The sequence below is a fragment of the Pseudomonas sp. PSB18 genome, assembly GCF_014596565.1.
In the GTDB taxonomy this organism is placed as follows: Bacteria; Pseudomonadota; Gammaproteobacteria; order Pseudomonadales; family Pseudomonadaceae; genus Aquipseudomonas.
In genome coordinates this window covers 50,286-74,525 of sequence record NZ_NOIN01000006.1, presented here as the reverse complement: position 1 = coordinate 74,525, position 24,240 = coordinate 50,286, and the positions used below count along the sequence as shown (strand labels likewise).

The window sequence follows — 24,240 nt, the reverse complement described above, 5'->3', positions numbered from 1 at the left end:
CCTAGAAGAAGGTTATTTCCTGTGAAGCTTGTTGCACGCCCGAGTCGCCGTGGTGGTTGCGGCGTTGCTCGTCGGTGGCATAGGTGGTTTCCATGCGGGCCAGCCATTGGCGGGCATCGATGGACACGGCCTGGTCGGGCGACTGCTGGGCCTGCTGCATGTGTACATGCAGGTCCTCGATGTTGTCGCGCACGTGGCTGAGGATCTGGCTGACCCGATCCTGGAATTGCAGGCTGACCAGCACCTCGGTGAGTTCGTCGCGGATGCCGTAGCTTTCCTGTTGCAGCAGGTCCGCCGAATCGGCGAGCTGCCCGGTGACGCTTTTGAAGCGCTCCAACACACGCTGGATGCTGTCCTCGGAACTGGACACCGAGTGGCTGTCCTGATCGGCGCCACTGGAGGCGGCCTGGACCAATTGGGTGATGGCGGTATTGATGATGTCGACCTTGGCCGACATCTGCTGGCCGGTCTCGCTGGACTTGCTCGACAGGCTGCGCACGGCGTCGGCCACCACCGCGAAACCGCGCCCGGCTTCACCGGCCCGGGCGGCTTCGATGGCGGCGTTGAGGGCCAGCAGGTTGGTTTGCGCGGCAATCGCGGCGACGTCGGCGGCCATGGTCCGCAGTTCGCCGGTGTAGGCGGTGAGGTTGCGCACCTGGGCCAAGGTTTCGTCGCGGCTGGCTTGGGTGGCTTTCAAGGAATCGATCACCCGCACCAGTTCGCTTTCGCTCTGGGCCAGCACCTGCACGGCGCCGCCACTGCTTTTTCCGGCCAGCTCGCCGGCGGCCAGTTGCGAGGCTTGCACGGTTTCTTCCAGGCGTGACGAAATACCGGTGAAGCGGCTGGTCAGCGAAACGATCGCGGTCTCGGTCTGCTGCCGGGAGCTTTCGACCTGCTTGGCCCAGATCGGCATGGCACCGAGGATGACTTCGTTGAGCTGTGCGCTGGCTTTATGGGTGGCGTGCTCGGTGGCTTGCTGGTCGTGCCGGACGGTGGCAGCCAGCGCGTCATCGAACTGCCGACGTCGCACCCGCGCGCCCCACAGGCCGGTAACGAGGCCGAGGACCAGAAGCACTGCGCTTAAACCGATGTTCTGTGCATTCGTCTCGTTGAGCAGCAGCACGCCGATGACAGCGGCGACGGCCACGAGCAGGGGACTCCAGAGGAGGCGAGGTTGGATGGGAGAAAAGGAATGACCGTGTGGGTACGACGTCATGGTTCGGTCCTTGAACAGTGTTGCTAACAGGTTATTGGCGAATAACTGGTTATCTGCGATCTCGGATTTGACTTGAAGACCAGTCGTCCGATTTCTGACATCTGTAGGCAAGGGCCTACTCAGAGCGTGGCACTGTGCTACTTCAGATTAGCCACAGTCTGTGAAATGTCGAATCGGGCTGACGGGATGAAACCTGTGGGAGCAAGGCTTGCCCTGATACACGAACCTGTGGGAGCAAAGCTTGCTCGCGATTGCCGTAAGTCTGCCAGCAACCATTTTGGCTGGTCTGCCGCTATCGCGAGCAAGCTTAGCTCCCACAGTTTTTGCGCCGTTTGATCCTTGACTGACTGGCATTAGGGCAAGCTTTGCCCCCACAGGTTGCTCAGGATTGCGCTAAATTACCGACACCTGAATTGTCGAACCTGCCATCAAGAGCCCCCATGCCGACCCAGCCGCTCTGGAAAACCTACCTCCTGTTCCTCACCCCCATGGTCCTGTCCAATTTCCTACAGTCCATGTCCGGTACGCTCAATAGCATCTATATCGGCCAAATGCTTGGCACCCAGGCATTGGCGGCGGTGTCGGGCATGTTTCCGATCCTGTTCTTCTTCATTGCGCTGGTGATCGGCCTGGGCGCTGGCGCCGGGGTGTTGATCGGGCAGGCCTACGGTGCGCAGGAAACCGGCACGGTGAAGGCGATTGCCGGCTCGACGCTGCTGTTGGGGGCGATCATCGGACTGGTGGCGGCGGTGCTCGGCAGTGTCTTTACGCGCCAGGCCCTGCAAGGCTTGGGTACGCCGGCCGATGTGTTGGAGGACGCGGTTGCCTATGCCCGGGTCATGATGTGGATTCTGCCGATATTGCTGGTGTTCGTATTGTTCACCCAGCTGTTGCGCGGGGTCAGCGATACGCTGACGCCTCTGCTGGCATTGCTGATGTCCACCGGGGTTGGGATGCTCCTCACGCCGGCGTTGATTCGTGGTTGGCTGGGACTGCCGCAGATGGGCATCCAGAGCGCGGCACTGGCGGGACTGGTGGGCACGGCGTCGGCCATGGTGTTGCTGGCGTGGCGCTTGAACCGCCGCGAGCATGCCTTGGCACCGGACCGGGCGTTATTCGCGGCGATGCGCCTGGACCGGGAGATCCTCGCCAAGGTGCTGCGCATCGGCCTGCCGACGGGGTTGCAGATGGTGGTGATCTCCTTGTCGGAGCTGGTGATCCTGGCGCTGGTCAATCGCCACGGTTCCCAAGCCACCGCGGCCTACGGCGCAGTGACGCAGATCGTCAACTACGTGCAGTTTCCGGCGTTGTCGATTGCCATCAGCGCCTCTATCCTCGGTGCCCAGGCCATTGGCGCCGGACGCTTGGAGCGCCTGGGGCCGATCCTGCGCACGGGGCTGCTGATCAACGTCTGGCTGACGGGTGGACTGGTGTTGCTGGGGTACCTGTTGTCCCATTGGCTGCTGGGGTTGTTCATTACCGACCCGGCGGCACGGGTCCAGGCCGAACACCTGTTGCATATCATGCTCTGGAGCTTGCTGGTGTTCGGTTTCCAGGCCATCGTCGGCGGCATCATGCGCGCCAGCGGCACGGTGTTGATGCCGGTGGCGATCTCGATTTTCTGCATTGTCGGCGTACAGGTGCCGGCGGCTTACCTGCTCGACGCCCACTTCGGCCTGGAAGGGGTATGGATGGCGTTTCCCGTGGCGTACCTGAGCATGTTGTTGCTGCAGGTGCTGTATTACAAACGGGTCTGGCAACATCAGTCGATCGAGCGGTTGATATAAATCCCCCAGACACCATAGCCCCTGTGGGAGCGAGTCTGCTCGCGATAGCGGTGTGTCAGGCAACCTCCATTCGATGGTGCCGACGCCTTCGCGAGCAGGCTCGCTCCCACAGGGGACCAATGTTTTGACTGTGAGAATCCGATGTCCGTAAAACACTCATCCAAGGCCTACCACGCCTTCCTCTTCGACATGGACGGCACGCTGCTGAACTCCATCGCCGCCGCCGAGCGGATCTGGACCCGCTGGGCGCTGCGCCACGGTGTGGACGTGGCGACATTCCTGCCCACCATCCATGGCGTGCGGGCCATCGATACCATCGCTCGCCAGCATCTACCGGGGGTGGATGCCCAGGCTGAAGCCGAGCGGCTTACCCAGGAAGAAATCGAAGATGTCGAAGGCGTGGTGCCCGTGCCGGGCGCCGTGGCGTTCTTGAACGATCTGCCACCCGAGCGCTGGGCGATCGTCACCTCGGCCCCCCTGACATTGGCCCTGCACCGGATGAAAGCTGCCGGCATTCCACGCCCCGCCGTGATGATCACCGCCGAAGATGTCAGCGACGGCAAGCCCAACCCCACCTGCTATCGACTGGCTGCCGAGCGGTTGGTGGTGACGCCGGAGGATTGTCTGGTGTTCGAGGATGCCGACGCCGGTATCCGGGCCGGCGAGGCGGCGGGGGCGGATGTGATGGTGGTGACGGCGACGCATGCGCATCCGGTGGACACGGTTCATCCGTCGATCGAGGATTACCGTGGGCTTGGCGTCACTGTAAACACTAATGGCTTCCTGCGGCTGACCCGGATTCCATAACCGCTACATGATCCCTGTGGGAGCGAGCCTGCTCGCGATAGCGCTGCTTCAGCTGCATAGATGCTGAATGTACCGCCGTCATCGCGAGCAGGCTCGCTCCCACAAAGGGCAGGGTGTTCCGGAGGATCAGGTCACCACGCGATAACACGGCACATAGGCCGCGCCGCCCGGCAATTTCATCCGGTGCTGGGCGACGAAGGCCTGGAGCAGGCGGTCGAGGGGTTCCATGATGGCGGGATCGCCGTGGATCTCGTAAGGGCCGTGTTCTTCGATCAGGCGGATCCCCTTGTCCTTGACGTTACCGGCCACGATCCCGGAGAACGCACGGCGCAGGTTGGCGGCCAGCTCATGGGACGGCAGGTCGAGGCTCAAGCCCAGACTGGCCATGTTGGCGTGGGTCGGATCGAACGGACGCTGGAAGCCTTCATCGATTTTCAGCAACCAGTTGAAGTGGAAGGCGTCGTTGCGCTCGCGGCGGAACTGCTTCACTTCCTTGAGCCCCTGGGTCATCTGCCGTGCCACTTCGGCCGGGTCGTCGATGATGATCTGGTAATGCTTCTGGGCCGCTTCGCCGAGGGTCGCACCGACAAAGGCATGCAGTTGATCGAAGTACGGCGCGGCGCTTTTCGGCCCGGTGAGGACGACCGGGAAGGGCAGGTCCTGGTTGGCCGGGTGCATCAGAATGCCCAGCAGGTACAGGAACTCTTCCGCTGTACCGGCACCGCCCGGGAAGATGATGATGCCGTGGCCGACACGCACGAAAGCTTCCAAGCGTTTCTCGATATCCGGCAGGATCACCAGCTCGTTGACGATCGGGTTCGGTGCCTCGGCGGCGATGATGCCCGGTTCGGTCAGACCCAGGTAGCGGCCGCCATGGATGCGTTGCTTGGCATGGGCAATGGTGGCGCCTTTCATCGGGCCTTTCATCACGCCGGGTCCGCAGCCGGTACAGATGTCCAGGCTGCGCAGGCCCAGTTCGTGGCCGACCTTCTTGGTGTACTTGTACTCTTCGGTATTGATCGAGTGACCACCCCAGCACACGACGATCTTCGGCTCCACGCCAGGACGCAAGGTGCGGGCGTTGCGCAGCAGGTGGAACACGTAGTCGCTGATGCCCTGGGACGAACTCAGGTCGATGCGCTGGCTATCCAGTTCGTTCTCGGTGTAGACGATGTCGCGCAGGGCGCTGAACAGCATTTCCCGGGTGCTGGCGATCATCTCGCCGTCGACGAAGGCGTCGGCCGGCGCGTTCAACAGTTCCAGGCGCACGCCACGGTCCTGTTGATGAATGCGGATCTCGAAATCCTTGTAGGCTTCCAGGATGGTCTTGGCGTTGTCGACATGGGCGCCAGTATTGAGGATAGCCAGGGCGCACTGGCGGAACAGGGTATAGATGCTGCCGGAACCGGCTTCGCTCAGTTGCTGGACTTCGCGCTGGGACAGGGTCTCCAGGCTGCCTTTCGGGCTTACCGAAGCGTTGATTACATGTCTTTGAGTCATTCAGCTTTCCTTGAAAACGATGCCGTGCACACTGAGGCGGCATCTTGAAAAATACGTCCACACAGAAAGATCGCACGATCCTTGCGGTATCGCCATGGACTTTGATCCGGATCCTTCGGGTCGGGTGCAACACAAAATGAGCCCCAGCATAGCTAAATCGGCCGGGCAGGCGATAATGCTCGACTCTTTTCGTGCCGTACAAGGAAATTGCACAGCGATGTTCGAGCTCAAACCGTGGGACGCCAACCTCTACCGACAGCAGACCCGCCGCAGCACACTGATCATCGCTGTGGTGTTCCTGGCGCTGGCCATGCTGTTGTCCAGCCTGGCGGTGATGCTGTTCGGCACACCAGGGGGCGATAACTTTCGCATCAACCTGGGCGGGGTGATTGTCGCGGTGCTGGTGATGGCCGCGCTGATGCGCCTGTATCTCTGGACGCAACCCTGGATGGCCGCGGCGGTGTATGGTTGGCAGCTCAAGCGCAGCCTGATGCGCGTCACCAACGTCATGCATCAGGTGAGGGCGGGTGTGCAGGCCCATGACCCGACCGCCATGAAGGTGCTGCGGTTCTATCACTTGGGGCTGGACCAAATGCATCAGCTGGACGCCAATTCCAGCGACCAGGGGACGTTGGCGCGAGAAGCCGAGGAACATCTGGAGAGGATGCAGCAGATGGGCCTGGATATCGGACAGTCATGCCTGGATCCGGCGTGGATCGATACGGTGAAAAGTACTTATACCCAGCGCTGATCGGTTAAGAGACTATCAATGCGTCAGATAATCTTATAAACATTTAAACATTGTCGGCTATGGCTGTTTAAAGTGTCCGGGCACGCCATGTTCTTGTTCAGTGGGGCGTGTTTTTTTCTGAACTTGAACATCACTCAATCGAGCGTCTTTGAGTTCGCTGAAAGAAACTCTCAGCAGGGCTTCGGCCTCGCTGACACTCAATGTCTCACTGTCGGCTTCCATCACTCGGCTATCGGGTTGGCCGTTGGCGATAAAGCTGACAATGAACCGCTCCTGATTGCTCATGTCTCACCTCGACTCATCCAGCACCAGGGCGCAGCAAGGCTGCGCCCCAGCGGGTCTCAGGAGTTATGACTTCCGGCCACCGCCGCTTTGGCCGCGTTCGCTGCCTTTGCTGCCGGCGCCAGAGCCTTTTTGACGGTCGTTGGTGTTGTTGCCGCCCGACGCCTGTCCGCCTTTCTTACCGGCTTCAGATGCTTTTTCACGATCGTTTGCGAAGTTGCCTGGGTTTTTGTTTCCGCTGTTAGCCATTTCGAGAATCCTCATACTGGTTTAAGCGAGCAACGTGCCTCGCATTAAATGTGAAAGGTAAGCGGCGGGGGAAGTTTAATAAAAGCGTTGCGCTGGCGACGAATGGTCATTCCTGGTAATTAAAAAGCACATCGCCGTTTCGTTTCGTTGTTGTAAGGCATTGAGTATTTTTATACAGGGAACAGCGGATATCTTGTTTTATTAATTACAATTTCCCCTGTCGGAAAAATGGCTTGACTGAAGTGGTGGGGGCCTCATGAGCGCCTAATCCTCGCCACCACTGACTTTCCAATGTTTGGCATCCGTAGGAAATACCACCTGCTCGACCCGGTGGGCGATACCAAAGGCCAGGGAGTTTTCCGCCGGGATGACCCGCTCCTCGTTGCACAGGCATTTGAAGATATCCAGCTGCGTGGCGGCCCCGGCGGTTTCCTTGACGTAGATCTCCACGTATCGCGCGACGTCGTTGTCCAGGCTGGACAGGTATTCGCGCAGACGCGAGTGATCCACCGATTTCTGGCCGAAATACCAGTTCATGGGATGGATCAGGAAGCGCGAATGAGGGGTCGTGGTACGGTCGCTGGCGGCCAGGTACATGACGATGCCCATGGACTCGATATTGCCGGCGTTCACCGCACGCACCGGCACCGGGAGGGACTTGATAAAGGTATAGAGGGTGAAGCCGAAGTTGGTGCTGCCGCCGACCGTGGAGAGATTGAGCATCAGCGAATCCGCGCCTTTCTCGATCGCCTCCAGGCAGTTGTCGCGGAAGCGTTCGGTGGTTCCCTGATCGATCTGGCAATGAAAATGGACAATGTGTTCGGACATCGAGGACTCCTGTCGATTTCACGCGTGAGGTGTTGCGGGACCGTACAGTTGGGAGTTCACCGTTGGCTGGATGTTCCTGATGGGGGAGCCGTTGTTCGGGTCGTGTCAGCTTTCGAATTTCGACTCGCACGCTTGCGTGGCTTGCATCACCTGTTGCAAAAACATCGCCAGCCCGGCTTCCTCTTCGCTGAGGCCTTTACGGGCCCGGGGCTTGGGCAGTTGCTTCAACGTGCCGAGCAGGAAACCTTCCAGCACCGCAGGATGAATGTAGCATTTGCGACAGACGGACGGCGTGTTGCCCAATTGCCGGGCGACCTGCCTGACCATCTCGGCGATGTGTTTTTTCGCTTCTGTCTCGGTTTCCCAGCGCAACGTCCGCAAGCCCGCCAGGGCCGCCGCGCTGCCGGCCCAGGTGCGGTAATCCTTGGCGGTGAACTCGGCACCGGTCAGGGTCTTGAGGTAGGCATTGATGTCCGAGGAACTGATGGCGTGGCGTTCACCGTGTTCGTCCAGGTACTGGAACAGATTCTGCCCCGGCATTTCCTGGCAGCGCTTGATGATCCGCGCCAAGCGTCGGTCCTTTACGGTGATCTGGTGCTCGACGCCGCTCTTGCCGCGGAACTGGAAGGCGATGGCGCTGCCGTTGACCTCGACGTGTTTGCTGCGCAGGGTGGTCAGGCCGTAGGAGCGATTCTCCCGGGCGTATTGGCTGTTGCCGACGCGGATCAGGGTCACGTCCAGCAAGGTGATGACGGTGGCCATGACTTTGTCACGACTGAAACCGGGTGTAGCGAGAATCGCCTCCAGGCGTTTGCGCAAGCGGGGCAGGGTGCGACCGAACTCCAGCATCCGCGAATACTTGTCGGCATCGCGCACCTCGCGCCAGCGCGCGTGGTAACGGTATTGCTTGCGCCCACGGGCGTCCCGGCCGGTGGCCTGGAGATGCCCGCGCGGGTCGCTGCAGATCCACACATCGGTGTAGGCCGGCGGCACCGCCAGGGCATTGATGCGCTTGATTTCGGCCGCATCGGTGATGCGTTGGCCCTGCGGATCGAAATAACAGAACTTGCCCCGCAACTTCCTGCGGGTGATGCCCGGGCTGGTGTCATCGACATAATGCAGGTCGGCCGGCAATGCTTCCGGTGGCGAGGTGTCGGGCATGGGGAAATCCTTGGGCAGCGAATGCAGTGGCCTATGGATTCATTGACCGCGGCCGATTGCGGTCGTGCCGAATTTCTGAGAAGACCCAGAACCCCTGTGGGAGCGAGCCTGCTCGCGATGACGGCGGTACCTTCAGCATCAATGCAACTGAACCACCGCTATCGCGAGCAGGCTCGCTCCCACAGGGAAGGGCGTACGCTCCGAAAGACAGGACGGCTGTCAGGCCGCGTCACGCCTCAGGCCAACACCGCCACCGCCTTGATCTGCGCCCACAGCACCTGCCCCGGATGCAACGCCAACTGATCGCGGGAGTAGCGAGTGATGCGGGCCAGCAGCGGCGTGCCGGCCGCTTCCAGGCGGATCAGCACGTGGGCGGCGTTGTCGGCGGCCAGTTCGCCGGTCACCGTGACCGGCAAGCGATTGAGGATGCTGGTCTGGGCATCGTTCGCCAGGCTGAGGCTGACGTCCCGGGCCTGGACCTTGAAGCGCAGCGGCTGTCCGATGGCCAGCGGCGTATGAGCCACCCGCACGTGCAGCGGGCTACCGGGCAGTGTCAGGGTGAGCAATTGATAGGCAGGGTCGTAATCGCTGACCGTGCCCTGGATCACCACGCCTGCGTCGTCCCCCAGGGCCAGCGGCAGGTCGAGCCGCGCCAGGGTCTCGCCAATCGGCCCGCTGGCCAGCGCGCGACCGCCGTCGAGCAACACAATGTGGTCGGCCAGGCGCGCCACTTCGTCCTGGGAGTGACTGACGTACAGCACCGGGATGTCCAGCTCATCGTGGAGCCGTTGCAGGTAGGGCAGGATCTCGTTCTTGCGGCGCGTATCGAGCGCGGCCAATGGCTCATCCATCAACAACAGGCGTGGGCTGGTCAGCAGGGCGCGGGCAATGCCCACCCGCTGGCGCTCACCGCCGGACAGGTTGTGGGGCTGGCGCTCGAGCAAATGGCCGATGCCCAGTAGTTCGCTGGCCTGGGCCATGTCCACCCGCCGTTGTCCCGGGGCGATGCGCTTGAGACCGAATGCGAGGTTGCCCCGCACCGACAGATGGCTGAACAGGCTGGCCTCCTGGAACACATAGCCCACCGCCCGTTGATGGGGCGGCACGAACACACCGCGTTCGCTGTCCTGCCACAGGTCGCCGTTGATTCGCACGAAGCCCCGTGGCGCACGCTCCAGGCCTGCGATACAGCGCAGGCAGGTGGTCTTGCCGGAGCCGGACGGACCGTACAGCGCCGTCACGCCCCGGCCTGGCAGTTGCACATCCAGGTCCAGGGAAAAACTGCCGTGGTCGAGCTGCAAGCGCGCCTGAATCATCGATCAGCTCCAGGCTGTCCGGGTCCTGCGGCTGGTGTACAGCGCCAGCAGCACAACGAATGAAAATACCAGCATCGCCGCCGCCAGCCAGTGGGCCTGGGCGTATTCCAGGGCTTCGACGTGGTCGTAGATCTGCACCGACACCACCCGGGTCTTGTCCGGGATATTGCCGCCGATCATCAGCACCACGCCGAACTCGCCGACAGTGTGGGCGAAGCCGAGGATGGCGGCGGTGATGAAGCCGGGGCGGGCCAAGGGCAGGATGACGCTGAAGAAGGTATCCCAGGGACCGGCGCGCAGGGTGGCGGCGACCTCCAGGGGGCGACGGCCGATGGCCGCGAACGCGTTTTGCAAGGGCTGCACCACAAACGGCATGGAATAGATCACCGAACCGATCACCAACCCGGTGAAACTGAACGTGAGGGTGCCCAACCCCAGAGTCTGGGTCAGCTGGCCGATCCAGCCATTGGGCCCTAACGCCAGGAGCAGATAGAAGCCGATCACGGTGGGCGGCAACACCAGCGGCAGGGCCACCACCGCACCTATCGGCCCGCGCAACCAGGAGCGGGTGCGCGACAGCCACAGGGCGATGGGCGTGCCGATGAGCAACAGGATCACTGTGGTCAGCGAGGCGAGTTTGAGGGTCAGCCATATCGCTGAATAATCGGCACTGGTCAGCGGCATTTAGCGTTGGTAACCGTAGGATTGAATGATGGCGGCGGCTTTCGGACTCTTGAGATAGTCCATCAACGCCTTGGCGGCGGGGTTGTCACGGCCTTTACTGAGGATCACAGCGTCCTGTTTGATCGGGTCGTGCAGTTCGGCCGGGACGATCCATGCCGAACCGCTGACGAGCTTGCCATCCTTGTACACCTGGGACAGCGCCACGAAGCCCAGTTCGGCGTTGCCGGTGGAGACGAACTGATAGGCCTGGGTGATGTTCTGGCCTTCGACGATCTTGCCCTTGACCTGCGCGGTCAACCCCAATTTGTCCAGCACCTGGGTCGCGGCCAGGCCGTAGGGTGCGGCCTTGGGGTTGGCGATGGACAGGTGCTGGAAGCCGTTGCTCTTGAGGACCTGGCCCTGGTCGTCGACATAGCCGTTCTTGGCCGACCACAGCGCCAGCGTGCCGATGGCGTAGGTGAAGCGCGAGTCCTTGACGGTGTTGCCTTCGTTTTCCAGTTTGGCCGGGGTGGTGTCGTCGGCGGCGAGGAACACTTCGAAGGGCGCGCCATTCTTGATCTGGGTGTAGAACTGCCCCGTTGCGCCGTAAGCCGCGACCAGTTTGTGGCCGGTGTCTTTTTCGAAGTCGGCGGCGATGGCCTGGATCGGTGCGGTGAAGTTGGCGGCTACGGCCACCTGTACTTCATCGGCCTGGGCGGCGCCAGCGATCAGGAAGGTGGTCAGCAGCAATGGCGCGAAGCGGGTGGGGCGCATTGAAGACTCCGTAGGGGTAGTTTCGCTATATACGGAAATATATAGCGAATGCCTGACAAACGGAATGTGAGTTTTGTGCTGTTGCAGTTGGCAGTGGTTGAATGTGCCGGCCTCATCGCGAGCAGGCTCGCTCCCACAGGATGCGCGGTATGAGCAGAGGCTCGTGTTTACCCCGGATCCCTGTGGGAGCGAGCCTGCTCGCGATGGCGTCCTGGGCGGCGATGCAGTGCTCAGGCACCTGAACCCTTGCCAAGCCGCGCCAGTGTTTCATCAGCCAGGCGCCGGGTCAGCTCACCGGTTGGCAACTCCCGGCCCATGGGAAACGCCTGGCCCGCCCAGAGGTTGCTGAAGTCGGCTTCATCCTTGGCCCGCAGCGGCATCAGCGCACCGCCTGCCAGAGGGAATGCCGGTGCCAGCGGGCTCATCGGGCCGACCTCGCGCATCACCCGGTTGACGATGCCCCGCGCCGGTCGTCCGGTGAACAGGTTGGTCACAGCGGTCTGGCTTTCCCTGGCGGTGCGCAGCGCCCGGTGATGGGATGCGCTGATCTTGGCCTCGGGGGTGAACAGGTACGCGCTGCCCAGTTGCACGGCCGATGCGCCAAGGGCAAACGCCGCAACGATCCCCCGCGCATCGCCGATGCCACCGGTGGCGATCACCGGTACTTTCACCGCATCCACCACCTGGGGCAGCAAGGCGAACAGGCCTACCTGGGTGTTGAGGTCGTCGCTGAGGAACATCCCACGGTGGCCGCCGGCCTCGTAGCCCATGGCGATGATCGCGTCGCAACCGTGCTGCTCCAGCCAGATGGCTTCCTCGACGGTGGTCGCCGAAGAAAGGATTTTCGCCCCGGTGGCCTTTACCCGATCCAGCAGGGATTGCTCCGGCAACCCGAAATGGAAGCTGACCACTTTCGGTCGCATCTGCTCCAGCACCCGGCAGGCTGCATCGTCGAACGGCGTGCGGTTGGACACCGGCGTCGGTGCCTCGAAATCGGCGCCCAGTTCCTCATAGTAGGGCTTGAGCCGCTGTTTCCAGGCCTCGGCCCGCTGCTCATCGAAGGCCGGCGGCTGATGGGAGAAAAAATTCACGTTGAACGGCTTGTCGGTCTGCTCGCTGATCGTCGTCAATGCCTGGCGCAGTTGCTCGACGTCCAGCATCGCCGCCGGCATCGAGCCCAGCCCGCCGGCATTGCAGGTGGCGACCACCATGGCGGGCCCGGTCACCCCGGCCAGCGGCCCCTGGATGATGGGCAGCTCGATACCGAGCAGGTCGAGAATGCGGGTGTCTGGCCATTGGCTCATGTGCAGGGTGCTCCGGCAGGGCAGGAAACCTTGTTTGTAGCAGGTGTGACCCCGCCAGGGCCAGTCGAGTTTTTCAATCGAAGGCGAGTGCTTGATCCCTCGGGTGAGAGGATTACCATGCGTGCTCCACTTACCCAGGAGCCTAAGTCATGGACGTCAAACTCAAGGCAGTCGAACCCTTCAGCGTGGCGGGTTTGCAGGTCCGCACCCGCAACACCGATGAGCAGCAACCCGACACGGCAAGGATCGGTCCGATGTGGGAGCGGTTCTTCACCGAAGGACTGTTCGACCTGATTCCGGCCAGGCGCTCGGAGTCGTTCGTCTATGGGGTGTATTCCAACTATGAGTCCGATGCGACCGGGCATTTCGATGTGACGGCCGGCGTGGAGGTCGACGCGACGAGCCCAGGCTACCCCGCCGTGGACATCGAAGGTGGGGACTACCTGGTGTTCTCGGCCAAGGGGCCGATGCCCGACTGCGTGATCCAGACCTGGGGCCTGATCTGGGCGTACTTCGCCGACAACCCGCAGACCCTGCGCCGCTTCGCCACCGACTTCGAGGTCTACAGCGGCCCCGATTCGGTGGCGATCTACATCGGCGTTCAGTCCCCGGACGAGCGCTCCAGCGCCAGCAACTGACGCTTGCGCTCCACGCCCCAGCGATAGCCCGAGAGGTTGCCGTCGCTGCGCACCACCCGGTGACAGGGGATCGCCACGGCCAGGCTGTTGGCGCCACAGGCCTGGGCCACCGCGCGCACGGCTTTGGGCAGGCCGATGCGCTGGGCGATCTCGGCGTAGCTGGCGGTGCTGCCCGGCGGAATCTCCCGCAGGGCCTGCCAGACCCGCTCCTGGAACGCCGTGCCCTGCAAATCCAGGGGCAGGTCCAGGCCCAGGGCGGGCGCTTCGATGAAACCGACCACCTGGGCGACCAATTGCTCGAATGCCCGGTCGGCGCCGATGAGGTTGGCGCGGCGGAATTTGTCCTGCAGGTCGCGGACCAGCGCGTCCGGGTCGTCTCCCAGCAGAATGGCGCACACGCCTCGTTCGCTTTGCGCCACCAGGATCGCCCCCAGGGAACATTGCCCGACGGCGAAGCGGATGTCGGTGTTCTGCCCGGCGGCGCGGTAGTCGGCGGGTTTCATGCCCAGCACTTTATCCGCCGCCTCGTAAAAGCGGCTGTTGGAGTTGAAGCCGGCGTCGTACAACGCTTCGGTGACGGTGCCTGCATCGGCCAGGCGTTCGCGCACCTTGCGCGAGCGGTGGGCGGCGGCATAGCCCTTGGGGGTCAAGCCGGTGACGGTCTTGAAGATCCGATGGAAGTGGAAGGGGCTCAAGCCGGCGCTTTGCGCCAGTTCATTGAGCCCTGGCAGTTCCTCGGCCGCCTCGATCTGTCGGCAGGCCGCCGCGACCCGGGCGGCTTGTTGGGCGGCCACCTGGGTCTGGTCCCTAGCGGCGCGTTTGCTGGGACGATAGCCGGCGGCCTGGGCCTGTTCCGGCGTGTCGAAGAATTCGACGTTGCGCGGATTGGGCAGGCGCGACAGGCTGCTGGGGTGGCAGTAGATACCGGTGGTCTTCACGCCGTAGACGAATTGTCCGTCTGCGCGTGGGTCCCGGGCGAGCACGGCGGCCCAGCGAGGGTCCAGTTCAGGGGCGAGGGTGTTCGAAGTGGTGTTCATGGTCGTTCTGTCCATTGGCCCGTTTTGGCTACAGTAACCAGCCTGCGAGAAGGCGACACTCCGGGTCTTGCGGTTGAATTCTGCATGGTTATCCGGCGGTGCGGAATGTCAGGTTGATCCGCTGCGCGCCCAGCCGTGGATGCCGGCCGTCCTTGAGCGGCAGCACGCCGTGGTAACGCAGCCGGTCGACGCCGCCCCAGACCACGGTGTCGCCGTGAAAGAGCGGAACACGCAGGGGCTTGTCGCTGCGCTCGAATCCGCCGAACTGGAACACCGCCGGCAGGCCCAGGGAGATCGAGACGATGGGGGCCGCAAGACTGCGTTCATCCTTGTCCTGATGCAACGACATCCGCGCTCCCGGCACGTAGCGGTTGATCAGGCAGGCGTCAGGGTCGAAGTCCTCGAAATGCGCTGCTCGGGCGGCGGCCTGGGCCAGTTCGCGGAACAACGCCGGCATGTCGGGCCAGGGGCGGCCGGTCTGTGGGTCATGGGCGGTGTAGCGATAGCCGCTGCGGTCGGTGGTCCAGCCCAGCGCGCCGCAACTGCTCAAGGCCACCGACATGGTAAAGCCGCCGGGCGTGACCATCTGCCGGAACGGCGCGGCCTGCAAGACCGTTTCCAGGGCTGGCAGCAATCGCTCCAGCCAAGGTAGGGCGAACCCGCGTAGCACGAACGCCTGCTGGCCAATCTGTTCGATCTGGCCGGACATCGCCGGCGGCTCGTCGGCGAACAGGTCCAGCGTGATCGGGTTGTCGTCATTGCGCGTCATGAAAAATGATTCCCAGGGTGTGCCGTTGGCCGCTGTGCACGCGGCTGACGCCATGGCGCATGTTCACCCGATAATAACCGCGAATGCCTTTGACCGGTCGTTGATGCACGGCAAACACCACGGCATCGCCCTGTTTCAGATCGATGACCTGGGGGCGCGACTGCATGCGCGGGCGTTGTTCGGTGAGCACGAACTCGCCGCCGGTAAAGTCCTGGCCAGGTTCCGACAGCAGTATCGCCACCTGCAGCGGGAATACCTGCTCGCCGTACAGGTCCTGGTGCAGGCAGTTGTAATCCTGAGGGCCATATTGCAGGAGCAACGGCGTTGGACGCTGTTGCCCGGCGCCATGGCAGTCCCGGATGAAATCGCCGTGCGCGTCGGGATACCTCACCTCAAGGCCCATGCATTCGTTCCAGCGGTTCGCCAGGGGCACTAGCAGCGGATACAACGCTTCACGCAGCTGCTGGACGATAGTGGGCAACGGGTAGCGGAAATACTGATATTCGCCGCGCCCGAATCCGTGGCGGGCCATGATCACCCGGGAACGGAACAGCCCGGGCTGCGCGTACAGGCCGCTGAGCTGTCGACATTGAGTTGCCGACAGCAGATGGCGAAGCACGCCGCTGCCATCCTGTTCGAGGCTCTGCTCCAGGGCGGGTTGGTCGATTGCATTTATGAACTGGGGCGGAGGAGACATGGTGACAATCCTGGGGGGAGAGGATTGGTCAGTTTGGCGGATGTCCTGTTGGCCAACACCCCGGGGCTTGCGGTCAATGTTCCATTCTGGACCGGGGGCCATCTCTCACGCCGCATCACCCCACAAAAAGCTTTACAACGCCTTGCTGACCTTGACCTCGCTGATCACATCGTCGGTTTTTCCATGCAATGCTTCCAGCGCCGCCCGGGCTTCTTCCTCGGTGCCGGTTTCCAGCTGCGCGAAGTCGAAGCGGCGTTCGTCGTTGAGTTTGTACTTGATGACATATTTGGTTGTCTGGGCCACGGTTTTACCTATGTGAGCGGGGGGCTCAGCTCAGTTTCGAGCTGGAGCGCCGGATGATTTTGATCTTGTGGGTCAGGGTCGGTTTGCGCGTGACGCTGATGGCCCGACGGCTGACGGTGTCGATGGTGATGTTCCAGAAACCGGTGCTCGGTGCGGTGATCCGTGCCGGGAACGTATCGAATGCGCCGCCATGGTAAGTGTGCCGTCCGCCATTCTTGAAACTGCGGAAGTTCGCGTCGTTCATCAAGCGGATGTTGCACGTTTGGGAGCACTCGATGACGACTATGTCGTCTTCGTTGAGGTGCTCGCGTTGGTGGATGAATTTCATGGGCGCCTCCAGAAGGGCTTTTTCTACTCGCTTGACACGGTAGGGCTGCAATAATAGGTCGCAGTTTATCAGCACCGAGGGTTAAATAGCCTGCCCTCGATCCTGATACGGCGCAAAACCTGTAGGAGCAAAGCTTTGCTCCCACAGGTTTGTGGCTTGACTGACTGGCATTAGCCTTCGACCCGGCTTTGCTGGTTTAGCGCAGCGTGCCGGATAAAAAAACGCAAGGCACTGGAGCAAAACGGCTTCTACGCTGTCGGAGGGTCTTTGTCGGAGGAATCATATGAAGCGTAGTGTGTGGGTGTTGGCAGTGGCCATGAGTGGATGTGCATCGGTATCGGACATCAACCAGACGCCGCCCACCATGAGCGTTATCTCCGGTAAGAAACCTCACGAGTATGCCAAGTGCATCGCCGACAAGTTGGCCGACAGTCGCGGCGCGTTGCAGATGGAACCCCACAAGAACGGTGTCCGGCTGATCGTTCCCGGCAAACTGTCGAGCCTGCCGGCAGCGGTGTTCGACATTGACGAGCGCTCCGGTGGCAGCAGCATCAAGCTGCATGAAAGCATGTCCAATGTACCGGTTCGCCCGGGTGATGTGCAGGCTGCGGCCAACGCCTGCATTTCCGGCTGAGGAAGGTATCAGCTCCGTCCGCAGCTTACTTGCACACCACCACGACACTGCGGCTGGTGAAGTTGCCGACATTCACGCCCAAGGTCTTGTCGCTTTCATTGGCCTGGGGCGTACCATCGGTGCCGACGATACGGTAGCCGGTGCCGGCGCAGGAGGCATCTGCCTTTTCATAGCAGGCGGCCCAGGAATTGGCTTCGCCTGAACAGTCGATGGTCAGGCCCTGCTCGCCGTTGGCCAGATAGGTATTTTCAGTCGAGGCACAGCCCGCCAGGGCCAGGACCGTAAACAGCGCCAGAAACGTTTTCATGGAGTGGTCATCGCAAGGGAAGGGACAGCGCGAGGTTATAGCGAATGGTCATTTCGGTACAGATAAACAACAGGCCTGCGCCAAAGCCACAAGGCATTTGACCCAGGCCTGTCCGGTTATTTCTTGCGGCGATCGGTGCGTGCCGGAGCTTTTTCGCGTTCCTTGGCGGCGGGCGCAGGGCGCTCATCCTGGAACACCGCGGCCACTTCCACCGCCATGGTCTTGGTGGGCAAGGGACCGGCAACCTGCTCGCCATGGTAATTGACAATCCACCACTGGCCGTCCTTGTCCTGACTGACCGAATAACCGTTTGCGTTTCGTGTTGCCGACATCTAGCTGCCTCATTGGCGGGATCAAGGGCGCCATGATACGCCAAATGCACGCAAACGGTGCCTACGGGCTTGCGGCAGGACCGTTGAACCCCCGAAACGAAAGGCGATTGAACTATCCGCCGGTTTATTTCTCTATGATGGCATCGGTTGGCCAGTGCAGGCATTGTAAGGTGCCCGCGGCCTGATTAGACTGCGCCGAAACTCGTCGTACACACCGCCTTTTAAAGGATTCATATGATCAAGAAATGCTTGTTCCCTGCAGCCGGTTACGGTACTCGCTTCCTGCCAGCGACTAAGGCCATGCCCAAAGAAATGCTGCCGGTGGTGAACAAGCCACTGATCCAGTACGGTGTCGAAGAAGCCCTCGATGCGGGCCTGACGGAAATCTCCATCGTGACCGGCCGTGGCAAGCGCGCGCTGGAAGACCATTTCGACATCAGCTACGAGCTGGAAAACCAGATCAAGGGCACCGACAAGGAAAAATACCTGGTCGGTATCCGCAAACTGCTGGATGAGTGTTCGTTCTCCTACACCCGCCAGACCGAAATGAAAGGCCTGGGCCACGCGATCCTGACCGGCCGTCCGCTGATCGGCGACGAACCCTTCGCCGTGGTGCTGGCGGACGACCTGTGCGTCAACCTGGAAGGCGACGGCGTGCTGACCCAGATGGTCAAGCTGTACAAGCAGTTCCGCTGCTCCATCGTGGCGATCCAGGAAGTCGATCCGCAGGAAACCAACAAGTACGGCGTGATCGCTGGCGAAATGATCCGCGACGACATCTATCGCGTGCACAGCATGGTTGAAAAGCCAAAGCCTGAAGACGCTCCGTCGAACCTGGCAATCATCGGCCGCTACATCCTGACGCCGGACATCTTCGACCTGATCGAACAGACCGAACCAGGCAAGGGCGGTGAGATCCAGATCACCGACGCCCTGATGAAGCAAGCCCAGAACGGCTGCGTCATGGCCTACAAGTTCAAGGGCAAGCGTTTCGACTGCGGTGGTGCCGAAGGCTACATCGACGCGACCAATTTCTGCTTCGAGAACTTCTACAAGACCGGCAAGGCTTACTGATAGCCCACGCTGCGAACTGAAAAAAACGCCCCGACTGGTTCGGGGCGTTTTTTTTGGGGCAATGTATTGCCGTGTCTGGCATAGAACCCTGTGGCGAGGGGATTTATATCCTCGATGAACCTCACCCTGGCATTTTCATTTTCCGCCCCCATAACCAACGCAACGCTGACCCGTCTGGAAACAGCGGGTATGCTGATGGCCTGCCTAAGGAGACAGTAATGGCCTACGATTTTGACCTGTATGTGATTGGCGCCGGTTCCGGTGGTGTGCGGGCTGCGCGGTTTGCCGCCGGTTTTGGCGCCAGGGTGGCCGTGGCGGAAAGCCGTTATCTGGGCGGTACTTGCGTGAACGTCGGTTGCGTGCCGAAGAAACTGCTGGTCTATGGCGCGCATTACGCCGAGGATTTCGAGCAGGCTTCGGCCTATGGTTGGTCGGCGGGCGAGGCAAGTTTCGACTGGGCCACGCTGATTGCCAACAAGGACCAGGAGATCAATCGCCTCAACGGCATCTATCGCAATCTGCTGGTCAACAGCGGCGTGGCGTTGCATGAGGGCCATGCGAAGATCACCGGGCCCCATGAGGTCGAAATCAACGGTCAGCGCCATACCACCGAGCACATCCTGGTCGCCACCGGTGGCTGGCCGGTCATCCCGCAGATTCCGGGGCGCGAGCATGCCATCAGTTCCAACGAGGCTTTTTTCCTCAAGGAACTGCCCAAGCGCGTACTGGTGGTGGGGGGTGGCTACATCGCGGTGGAGTTCGCGGGGATTTTCCATGGCATGGGCGCGCAGACGTCCCTGCTGTATCGCGGTGAGTTGTTCCTGCGCGGCTTTGACGGTGCAGTGCGCAAGCATCTGGCCGAAGAACTGACGCGCCGCGGCCTGGATCTGCAGTTCAATGCCGATATCCAGCGCATCGACAAGCAGGCCGACGGCAGCCTGGCGGTGACCCTCAAGGACGGCCGCACGCTGGTGACCGATTGCGTGTTCTACGCCACCGGCCGGCGGCCGATGCTCGATAACCTCGGCCTGGAGAACACCGCTGTCACCCTGGATGAGAAGGGCTTTGTCCAGGTCAATGAAAAATACGAGACCACCGAGCCGTCGATCCTTGCCATTGGCGACGTGATCGGGCGCGTACAGCTGACACCCGTTGCCCTGGCCGAAGGCATGGCGGTGGCGCGGCGTCTGTTCAAGCCCGAGCAGTACCGCCTGGTGGACTACCGGATGATTCCCACCGCAGTGTTCAGCCTGCCGAACATCGGCACGGTCGGCCTGACCGAGGAACAGGCCCGGGAAGAGGGGTATGAGGTGCAGATTTTCGAAAGCCGCTTCCGGCCGATGAAGCTGAGCCTGACCGACTGCCAGGAACGTACGCTGATGAAACTGGTGGTGGATGCCCGGACCGACAAGGTCCTGGGCTGCCATATGGTCGGTCCGGACGCCGGGGAAATCGTCCAGGGCCTGGCCATTGCCCTCAAGGCCGGCGCCAGCAAGCGCGATTTTGACGAAACCATTGGCGTGCATCCGACTGCCGCCGAAGAGTTCGTCACCATGCGCACCCCCGCGGCCTGACGCTGTTGCATAGGAGCTGCCGGGCTGTGGCAGCTTCTACAGATTTTTTCTATCTATACAGTTCCCTGATAGCCAAAACCAATTATTCGCATCAGCTTTGCCAATGAGCCAGCTCGGGCATGAGTGGGTAAGCTTCTCTCCATCAACTTTTCAACCCTGATGGAGAAACACCGATGCCTATCATCAACAGCCAAGTTAAACCGTTCAAAGCTACCGCATTCAAAAACGGCGCCTTCGTCGAAGTGTCGGACGCCGACCTGAAAGGCAAGTGGTCTGTCGTGTTCTTCTACCCGGCTGACTTCACCTTCGTTTGCCCGACCGAGCTGGAAGACCTGGCCGACAACTACGCCGAATTCCAGAAGCTGGGCGTCGAGATCTACAGCGTGTCGACTGACACCCACTTTGCCCACGCTGCCTGGCACAACACTTCGCCAGCCATCGGCAAGATCCAGTACACCATGATCGGCGACCCGACCCTGACCATCTCCCGCAACTTCGACGTGCTGATCGAAGAAGCTGGCCTGGCTGACCGCGGTACTTTCGTGATCAACCCAGAAGGTCAGATCAAGATCGTCGAAATCAACGACGGCGGTGTAGGCCGTGACGCTTCCGAGCTGCTGCGCAAGATCAAGGCCGCCCAGTATGTCGCCGCTCACCCTGGTGAAGTCTGCCCAGCCAAGTGGAAAGAAGGCGAGGCCACCCTGGCTCCGTCCCTGGACCTGGTTGGCAAGATCTAAGCCCATGGGTCATCCGAGGGCGATCAGCTCTTGACCTAGTAAGCCGCTTCGCCCTCAAAAACGCCCGGGCGAGATTCGCTCGGGCGTTGTTTTTTCTGAAATTCAAAAAATGGAAATCGCCCGTATGTTGGACGCCAATCTTAAAGCTCAGTTGAAGTCATATCTGGAACGGGTCACCCAGCCGATCGAGATCGTTGCCTCCCTCGACGACGGTGCGAAATCCCAGGAAATGCTGGCGCTGCTCAAAGACATTGCCAGTCTCTCCACCCAGATCATGTTGCTCGACAACGGCACCGATGCGCGCAAGCCATCGTTCTCGTTGAACCGCCCGGGAGCCGATATCAGCCTGCGTTTCGCCGGTATCCCCATGGGCCACGAATTCACTTCGCTGGTGCTGGCCTTGCTGCAAGTCGGCGGTCACCCTTCGAAGGCCAGTGTCGAAATCATTGAACAGATCCGCGCCCTTGAAGGCGAGTTCAACTTCGAGACCTATTTCTCGCTGTCGTGCCAGAACTGCCCGGACGTGGTCCAGGCGCTGAACCTGATGGCGGTGCTGAACCCGAACATCCGTCACGTTGCCATTGACGGTGCGTTGTTCCAAGCCGAGGTCGATGAACGTCAGATCATGGCCGTACCGAGCATCTACCTGAACGGTGAGAACTTCGGTCAGGGCCGCATGGGCCTCGAAGAGATTCTCGCCAAGATCGACACCAGCGGCATCGAACGCCAGGCCGAAAAAATCAGCGCCAAGGACGCCTTCGATGTGTTGGTGGTGGGCGGTGGTCCGGCCGGTGCGTCGGCGGCGATCTATGCGGCCCGTAAAGGCATTCGCACTGGTGTGGCGGCCGAACGCTTCGGCGGTCAGGTGCTCGATACCATGGCTATCGAGAACTTCATCTCGGTGCAGGAAACCGAAGGGCCGAAACTGGCCGTGGCCCTGGAAGAGCACGTCAAGCAGTACGACGTGGACATCATGAACCTGCAACGTGCCGATACGCTGGTGCCTGGCACGGACGGCGCGCTGCACGAAGTCCGGTTCGCCAGCGGTGCGCGCCTCAAGGCCAAGACCGTGATCCTGGCGACCGGTGCCCGCTGGCGTGAGATGAACGTGCCGGGCGAGCAGCAATACCGCAACAAAGGCGTGGCGTACTGCCCGCACTGTGACGGTCCGCTGTTCAAGGGCAAGCGCGTGGCGGTGATCGGCGGGGGCAACTCCGGTGTCGAAGCGGCCATCGACCTGGCCGGCATCGTCGCCCATGTCACTTTGCTGGAGTTCGATGTGCAATTGCGTGCCGACGCGGTGCTGCAGCGCAAGCTGCACAGCTTGCCGAACGTGACGGTGATCACCAACGCCCAGACCACCGAAGTGACGGGCGATGGCCAGAAGGTCAACGGCCTGCGCTACAAGGATCGTCCGAGCGGTGAAGTGCGCGATGTGACGCTGGAAGGGATTTTCGTGCAGATCGGCCTGTTGCCCAACACCGACTGGCTCAAAGGTACCGTCGAGCTGTCACCGCGTGGCGAGATCATCGTCGACGCCCGGGGTGAAACCTCCATCCCTGGCGTGTTCGCCGCCGGTGATGTAACCACCGTGCCATACAAGCAGATCGTGATCGCCGTAGGCGAGGGGGCCAAGGCTTCGTTGAGCGCCTTCGACCATCTGATCCGTACCTCGGCGCCGGCATAAACAGCCGGGCACCGGAAAGACAAAACCCCATGGGCCTGGCCCATGGGGTTTTTTATCGAGCTTTCATATCCACCACCGAGTCCTGTGGGAGCAAAGCTTGCTCGCGATAGCGCTAGACCAGTCAACATTGTTGCTGACTGAATTTACCGTAGTCGCGAGCAAGCTTTGCTCCCACAGATTTGTGAAGGGCAAGCCTTGCCCACCACAGGTAGGTTTCTCGGTGGGTCTTAGAGCGGCGCAGGCTGGATAATCTCGACCCAGTAGCCATCCGGGTCCTTGATGAACGCCAGGCTTTTCATGCGGCCGTCGCTCAGGCGCTTCTGGAAGTCACAGCCTAACGCTTCGAAGCGTTCGCAGGCGGCGACCACATCCGGTACCGAGATGCAGATGTGACCGAACCCGCGTGGATCGGTGTTGCCGTTGTGATAGGCGAACGCCGGGTCGCTTTCGGTGCCATGGTTGTGGGTCAGTTCCAGGATGCCGGGGATCGATTTCATCCACTGGGTGCGTGCCGCAGCGTCCGCCGGGATCTGGCGCTTGTCCACCAAGGCGAGGAAATACAGGCTGAATTCGGCTTCAGGGAAGTCGCGTTTTTCCACCAGCGAGAAACCCAGGACGCGAGTGTAGAAATCCAGGGACTTGCTGATGTCCTTGACCCGCAGCATGGTGTGGTTGAAGACGAAGTTGGCCGTGGCGGCATCGGGTTGGGCAGTGACGCCCGGGAAAGTGTCGAGTTCGTGCAGGCTCATGGGCCCTCCGGAAAATAAGTGGGGCAAACGACGTCGCAGGGCTTGGCGCGACGGTTCTGTGGCTTGCTTGAAACATGATACGCAGGGGGCGCCGCATCGCCAAACCATGTGCGGCTATTGCCTGGTGCTGCGGTGAGCTTCAGACTTCGCGATTCGTCCTTGAGTGCAGCGCAATGATTCGACCGTTCCTTTCGTTGTTCGTCCTGTTTTTTGCCATTGTTGCGAGTGCCAGCCTCCAGGCCGCCGAACCGCAGGTCACCTGGCCCCAGGGCTGGTTCATCGAGCCGCTGCCTGCCGGTGCATCTGTCGCGCCGGCGGCACCGGGAACTTCTCGGCAACGGGCGACCAAGAATGACCCGGCAGGCAACGCCGTTATGGTCATGGAGCTGACCGCTACGCCCATCGAGCCCGGTCATCAAGTCAACTTGCAAGGCGTGCTCCTGGAAATGCGCAAGTCGATCCAGAAGGATTTTTTCCAGGGTGGTTATCAAAGTGTATGCAATAAGATTCATGCATCCCTATTGGGCGGGGTAACCGCCCTGGAAACTACCTGTACGATCACGCAGAACGGCCGACATGTGTTGTCTCAGACACTGGTCGCAGCACTTAATGAAGGCCGGGCTTATGTACTGTCCTATGCGGGACAGGCGCATGTGTTTATTGAAAGCCAGGATGAAATACAGTCGGTACGAAATAGCCTGAAACTATAGGGCTATCAACCTAATACGCCAGGTTT

At 61.3% G+C, this 24,240-nt stretch carries 28 protein-coding genes; 10 read left to right on the top strand and 18 right to left on the bottom strand.

The window, feature by feature from the left end; genetic code table 11:
* Window position 1 precedes the first annotated feature (1 nt).
* Window positions 2-913 carry a methyl-accepting chemotaxis protein gene (locus CGA22_RS15545; protein ID WP_370444470.1) on the bottom strand — a complete coding sequence of 304 codons (912 nt, stop codon included), beginning with the start codon at window positions 911-913 and terminating at the stop codon, window positions 2-4.
* Window positions 914-1,656: 743 nt separating this feature from the next.
* Between CGA22_RS15545 and CGA22_RS15540 the strand changes: the two genes are divergently transcribed.
* Together CGA22_RS15540 and CGA22_RS15535 are read left to right on the top strand one after the other, a co-directional pair.
* Complete coding sequence (locus tag CGA22_RS15540; protein WP_041020019.1) at window positions 1,657-3,003, top strand: MATE family efflux transporter; 1,347 nt, start codon at window positions 1,657-1,659, stop codon at window positions 3,001-3,003.
* Between the two features lie 141 nt (window positions 3,004-3,144).
* Window positions 3,145-3,810 (top strand): HAD family hydrolase, encoded by a 666-nt coding sequence (locus tag CGA22_RS15535; protein ID WP_188258641.1) that lies wholly within the window; start codon window positions 3,145-3,147, stop codon window positions 3,808-3,810.
* Window positions 3,811-3,936: 126 nt separating this feature from the next.
* Here the strand turns inward: CGA22_RS15535 and ppnN are convergent, their stop codons facing one another.
* Window positions 3,937-5,310 (bottom strand): nucleotide 5'-monophosphate nucleosidase PpnN, encoded by a 1,374-nt coding sequence (ppnN, locus tag CGA22_RS15530; RefSeq protein WP_024777331.1) that lies wholly within the window; start codon window positions 5,308-5,310, stop codon window positions 3,937-3,939.
* Between the two features lie 217 nt (window positions 5,311-5,527).
* Between ppnN and CGA22_RS15525 the strand changes: the two genes are divergently transcribed.
* Window positions 5,528-6,061 carry a DUF3087 family protein gene (locus CGA22_RS15525; RefSeq protein WP_041024893.1) on the top strand — a complete coding sequence of 178 codons (534 nt, stop codon included), beginning with the start codon at window positions 5,528-5,530 and terminating at the stop codon, window positions 6,059-6,061.
* A 57-nt stretch (window positions 6,062-6,118) separates the two neighbouring features.
* Here CGA22_RS15525 and CGA22_RS15520 read toward each other — a convergent pair whose 3' ends face one another.
* The 8 genes from CGA22_RS15520 to CGA22_RS15485 all read right to left on the bottom strand — a co-directional run bounded on the left by CGA22_RS15520 (window position 6,119) and on the right by CGA22_RS15485 (window position 12,638).
* A complete protein-coding gene (locus CGA22_RS15520; RefSeq protein ID WP_084213833.1) occupies window positions 6,119-6,346 on the bottom strand; it encodes a hypothetical protein in 228 nt (75 codons plus the stop codon).
* 63 nt (window positions 6,347-6,409) lie between these two features.
* Window positions 6,410-6,592 carry a general stress protein gene (locus CGA22_RS15515; RefSeq protein WP_024777334.1) on the bottom strand — a complete coding sequence of 61 codons (183 nt, stop codon included), beginning with the start codon at window positions 6,590-6,592 and terminating at the stop codon, window positions 6,410-6,412.
* A gap of 264 nt (window positions 6,593-6,856) precedes the next feature.
* The gene (locus tag CGA22_RS15510; RefSeq protein WP_041024891.1) at window positions 6,857-7,420 is read right to left on the bottom strand and encodes an ATP-dependent Clp protease proteolytic subunit; all 564 of its coding nucleotides are present in this window, start codon (window positions 7,418-7,420) and stop codon (window positions 6,857-6,859) included.
* Window positions 7,421-7,525: 105 nt separating this feature from the next.
* Complete coding sequence (locus tag CGA22_RS15505; RefSeq protein ID WP_041024890.1) at window positions 7,526-8,581, bottom strand: DNA topoisomerase IB; 1,056 nt, start codon at window positions 8,579-8,581, stop codon at window positions 7,526-7,528.
* 236 nt (window positions 8,582-8,817) lie between these two features.
* The gene (modC, locus tag CGA22_RS15500) at window positions 8,818-9,897 is read right to left on the bottom strand and encodes a molybdenum ABC transporter ATP-binding protein (RefSeq protein ID WP_041024889.1); all 1,080 of its coding nucleotides are present in this window, start codon (window positions 9,895-9,897) and stop codon (window positions 8,818-8,820) included.
* Window positions 9,898-9,900: 3 nt separating this feature from the next.
* A complete protein-coding gene (gene modB / locus CGA22_RS15495) occupies window positions 9,901-10,581 on the bottom strand; it encodes a molybdate ABC transporter permease subunit (RefSeq protein WP_041024888.1) in 681 nt (226 codons plus the stop codon).
* Window positions 10,582-11,334, bottom strand: coding sequence for a molybdate ABC transporter substrate-binding protein (modA, locus tag CGA22_RS15490; RefSeq protein ID WP_041024887.1), 753 nt, complete (start codon window positions 11,332-11,334; stop codon window positions 10,582-10,584).
* Between the two features lie 230 nt (window positions 11,335-11,564).
* Window positions 11,565-12,638, bottom strand: a complete 1,074-nt coding sequence (locus tag CGA22_RS15485; protein WP_041022213.1) for an NAD(P)H-dependent flavin oxidoreductase — start codon at window positions 12,636-12,638, stop codon at window positions 11,565-11,567.
* A 149-nt stretch (window positions 12,639-12,787) separates the two neighbouring features.
* On the opposite strand from CGA22_RS15485, the gene CGA22_RS15480 reads away from it, so the two are divergent.
* Window positions 12,788-13,276 (top strand): GyrI-like domain-containing protein, encoded by a 489-nt coding sequence (locus CGA22_RS15480; RefSeq protein WP_041022212.1) that lies wholly within the window; start codon window positions 12,788-12,790, stop codon window positions 13,274-13,276.
* On the opposite strand, the gene ada is transcribed toward CGA22_RS15480, so the two are convergent.
* The 5 genes from ada to CGA22_RS15455 all read right to left on the bottom strand — a co-directional run bounded on the left by ada (window position 13,240) and on the right by CGA22_RS15455 (window position 16,410).
* Window positions 13,240-14,313, bottom strand: coding sequence for a bifunctional DNA-binding transcriptional regulator/O6-methylguanine-DNA methyltransferase Ada (gene ada, locus CGA22_RS15475; RefSeq protein WP_041022211.1), 1,074 nt, complete (start codon window positions 14,311-14,313; stop codon window positions 13,240-13,242). The genes CGA22_RS15480 and ada overlap by 37 nt on opposite strands.
* Window positions 14,314-14,401: 88 nt before the next feature.
* Entirely contained in the window at window positions 14,402-15,082 is a 681-nt protein-coding gene (gene alkB, locus CGA22_RS15470; protein WP_041022210.1) for a DNA oxidative demethylase AlkB, read from the bottom strand.
* Window positions 15,069-15,779: a 2OG-Fe(II) oxygenase gene (locus CGA22_RS15465; RefSeq protein WP_041022209.1), complete on the bottom strand. Its 711-nt coding sequence runs from the start codon at window positions 15,777-15,779 to the stop codon at window positions 15,069-15,071. The genes alkB and CGA22_RS15465 overlap by 14 nt, the downstream gene beginning before the upstream one ends.
* 132 nt (window positions 15,780-15,911) lie before the next feature.
* Window positions 15,912-16,082: a hypothetical protein gene (locus CGA22_RS15460; protein ID WP_177329247.1), complete on the bottom strand. Its 171-nt coding sequence runs from the start codon at window positions 16,080-16,082 to the stop codon at window positions 15,912-15,914.
* Between the two features lie 25 nt (window positions 16,083-16,107).
* The gene (locus CGA22_RS15455; protein WP_041022208.1) at window positions 16,108-16,410 is read right to left on the bottom strand and encodes a DUF1883 domain-containing protein; all 303 of its coding nucleotides are present in this window, start codon (window positions 16,408-16,410) and stop codon (window positions 16,108-16,110) included.
* 283 nt (window positions 16,411-16,693) lie between these two features.
* On the opposite strand from CGA22_RS15455, the gene CGA22_RS15450 reads away from it, so the two are divergent.
* On the top strand, window positions 16,694-17,044 hold the full coding sequence (locus CGA22_RS15450; protein WP_041022207.1) for a hypothetical protein: 351 nt from the start codon (window positions 16,694-16,696) through the stop codon (window positions 17,042-17,044).
* 25 nt (window positions 17,045-17,069) lie between these two features.
* On the opposite strand, the gene CGA22_RS15445 is transcribed toward CGA22_RS15450, so the two are convergent.
* Complete coding sequence (locus tag CGA22_RS15445) at window positions 17,070-17,351, bottom strand: lipoprotein (RefSeq protein ID WP_041022206.1); 282 nt, start codon at window positions 17,349-17,351, stop codon at window positions 17,070-17,072.
* A 116-nt stretch (window positions 17,352-17,467) separates the two neighbouring features.
* The gene (locus tag CGA22_RS15440) at window positions 17,468-17,683 is read right to left on the bottom strand and encodes a hypothetical protein (protein ID WP_041022205.1); all 216 of its coding nucleotides are present in this window, start codon (window positions 17,681-17,683) and stop codon (window positions 17,468-17,470) included.
* A gap of 234 nt (window positions 17,684-17,917) precedes the next feature.
* On the opposite strand from CGA22_RS15440, the gene galU reads away from it, so the two are divergent.
* The 4 genes from galU (at window position 17,918) to ahpF (ending at window position 22,755) form a co-directional block, all read left to right on the top strand.
* On the top strand, window positions 17,918-18,757 hold the full coding sequence (gene galU / locus CGA22_RS15435) for a UTP--glucose-1-phosphate uridylyltransferase GalU (protein WP_003182953.1): 840 nt from the start codon (window positions 17,918-17,920) through the stop codon (window positions 18,755-18,757).
* 218 nt (window positions 18,758-18,975) lie between these two features.
* Window positions 18,976-20,331, top strand: a complete 1,356-nt coding sequence (gorA, locus tag CGA22_RS15430; protein ID WP_041022204.1) for a glutathione-disulfide reductase — start codon at window positions 18,976-18,978, stop codon at window positions 20,329-20,331.
* Window positions 20,332-20,504: 173 nt separating this feature from the next.
* Window positions 20,505-21,068, top strand: a complete 564-nt coding sequence (ahpC, locus tag CGA22_RS15425) for an alkyl hydroperoxide reductase subunit C (protein ID WP_020294651.1) — start codon at window positions 20,505-20,507, stop codon at window positions 21,066-21,068.
* 124 nt (window positions 21,069-21,192) lie between these two features.
* The gene (gene ahpF, locus CGA22_RS15420) at window positions 21,193-22,755 is read left to right on the top strand and encodes an alkyl hydroperoxide reductase subunit F (RefSeq protein WP_041022203.1); all 1,563 of its coding nucleotides are present in this window, start codon (window positions 21,193-21,195) and stop codon (window positions 22,753-22,755) included.
* A gap of 227 nt (window positions 22,756-22,982) precedes the next feature.
* Here the strand turns inward: ahpF and gloA are convergent, their stop codons facing one another.
* On the bottom strand, window positions 22,983-23,504 hold the full coding sequence (gene gloA, locus CGA22_RS15415) for a lactoylglutathione lyase (protein WP_041022202.1): 522 nt from the start codon (window positions 23,502-23,504) through the stop codon (window positions 22,983-22,985).
* A gap of 173 nt (window positions 23,505-23,677) precedes the next feature.
* On the opposite strand from gloA, the gene CGA22_RS15410 reads away from it, so the two are divergent.
* A complete protein-coding gene (locus CGA22_RS15410) occupies window positions 23,678-24,214 on the top strand; it encodes a DUF4946 domain-containing protein (RefSeq protein ID WP_041022201.1) in 537 nt (178 codons plus the stop codon).
* Window positions 24,215-24,240 lie beyond the last annotated feature (26 nt).

Excerpts from the sequence above, each read along its gene's own strand:
- CGA22_RS15510 (WP_041024891.1), bottom strand. The coding sequence starts at position 7,420 with ATGTCCGAACACATTGTCCATTTTCATTGCCAGATCGATCAGGGAACC.
- CGA22_RS15540 (WP_041020019.1), top strand. The coding sequence starts at position 1,657 with ATGCCGACCCAGCCGCTCTGGAAAACCTACCTCCTGTTCCTCACCCCC.
- ahpF (WP_041022203.1), top strand. The coding sequence starts at position 21,193 with ATGTTGGACGCCAATCTTAAAGCTCAGTTGAAGTCATATCTGGAACGG.
- CGA22_RS15535 (WP_188258641.1), top strand. The coding sequence starts at position 3,145 with ATGTCCGTAAAACACTCATCCAAGGCCTACCACGCCTTCCTCTTCGAC.
- modB (WP_041024888.1), bottom strand. The coding sequence starts at position 10,581 with ATGCCGCTGACCAGTGCCGATTATTCAGCGATATGGCTGACCCTCAAA.
- gloA (WP_041022202.1), bottom strand. The coding sequence starts at position 23,504 with ATGAGCCTGCACGAACTCGACACTTTCCCGGGCGTCACTGCCCAACCC.
- alkB (WP_041022210.1), bottom strand. The coding sequence starts at position 15,082 with ATGACGCGCAATGACGACAACCCGATCACGCTGGACCTGTTCGCCGAC.
- CGA22_RS15480 (WP_041022212.1), top strand. The coding sequence starts at position 12,788 with ATGGACGTCAAACTCAAGGCAGTCGAACCCTTCAGCGTGGCGGGTTTG.
- CGA22_RS15445 (WP_041022206.1), bottom strand. The coding sequence starts at position 17,351 with ATGAAAACGTTTCTGGCGCTGTTTACGGTCCTGGCCCTGGCGGGCTGT.
- modA (WP_041024887.1), bottom strand. The coding sequence starts at position 11,334 with ATGCGCCCCACCCGCTTCGCGCCATTGCTGCTGACCACCTTCCTGATC.
- CGA22_RS15440 (WP_041022205.1), bottom strand. The coding sequence starts at position 17,683 with ATGTCGGCAACACGAAACGCAAACGGTTATTCGGTCAGTCAGGACAAG.
- CGA22_RS15525 (WP_041024893.1), top strand. The coding sequence starts at position 5,528 with ATGTTCGAGCTCAAACCGTGGGACGCCAACCTCTACCGACAGCAGACC.
- CGA22_RS15485 (WP_041022213.1), bottom strand. The coding sequence starts at position 12,638 with ATGAGCCAATGGCCAGACACCCGCATTCTCGACCTGCTCGGTATCGAG.
- CGA22_RS15465 (WP_041022209.1), bottom strand. The coding sequence starts at position 15,779 with ATGTCTCCTCCGCCCCAGTTCATAAATGCAATCGACCAACCCGCCCTG.
- galU (WP_003182953.1), top strand. The coding sequence starts at position 17,918 with ATGATCAAGAAATGCTTGTTCCCTGCAGCCGGTTACGGTACTCGCTTC.
- CGA22_RS15520 (WP_084213833.1), bottom strand. The coding sequence starts at position 6,346 with ATGAGCAATCAGGAGCGGTTCATTGTCAGCTTTATCGCCAACGGCCAA.
- modC (WP_041024889.1), bottom strand. The coding sequence starts at position 9,897 with ATGATTCAGGCGCGCTTGCAGCTCGACCACGGCAGTTTTTCCCTGGAC.
- gorA (WP_041022204.1), top strand. The coding sequence starts at position 18,976 with ATGGCCTACGATTTTGACCTGTATGTGATTGGCGCCGGTTCCGGTGGT.
- CGA22_RS15410 (WP_041022201.1), top strand. The coding sequence starts at position 23,678 with ATGATTCGACCGTTCCTTTCGTTGTTCGTCCTGTTTTTTGCCATTGTT.
- CGA22_RS15450 (WP_041022207.1), top strand. The coding sequence starts at position 16,694 with ATGAAGCGTAGTGTGTGGGTGTTGGCAGTGGCCATGAGTGGATGTGCA.
- CGA22_RS15455 (WP_041022208.1), bottom strand. The coding sequence starts at position 16,410 with ATGAAATTCATCCACCAACGCGAGCACCTCAACGAAGACGACATAGTC.
- ahpC (WP_020294651.1), top strand. The coding sequence starts at position 20,505 with ATGCCTATCATCAACAGCCAAGTTAAACCGTTCAAAGCTACCGCATTC.
- CGA22_RS15505 (WP_041024890.1), bottom strand. The coding sequence starts at position 8,581 with ATGCCCGACACCTCGCCACCGGAAGCATTGCCGGCCGACCTGCATTAT.
- CGA22_RS15545 (WP_370444470.1), bottom strand. The coding sequence starts at position 913 with ATGCCGATCTGGGCCAAGCAGGTCGAAAGCTCCCGGCAGCAGACCGAG.
- ada (WP_041022211.1), bottom strand. The coding sequence starts at position 14,313 with ATGAACACCACTTCGAACACCCTCGCCCCTGAACTGGACCCTCGCTGG.
- CGA22_RS15515 (WP_024777334.1), bottom strand. The coding sequence starts at position 6,592 with ATGGCTAACAGCGGAAACAAAAACCCAGGCAACTTCGCAAACGATCGT.
- ppnN (WP_024777331.1), bottom strand. The coding sequence starts at position 5,310 with ATGACTCAAAGACATGTAATCAACGCTTCGGTAAGCCCGAAAGGCAGC.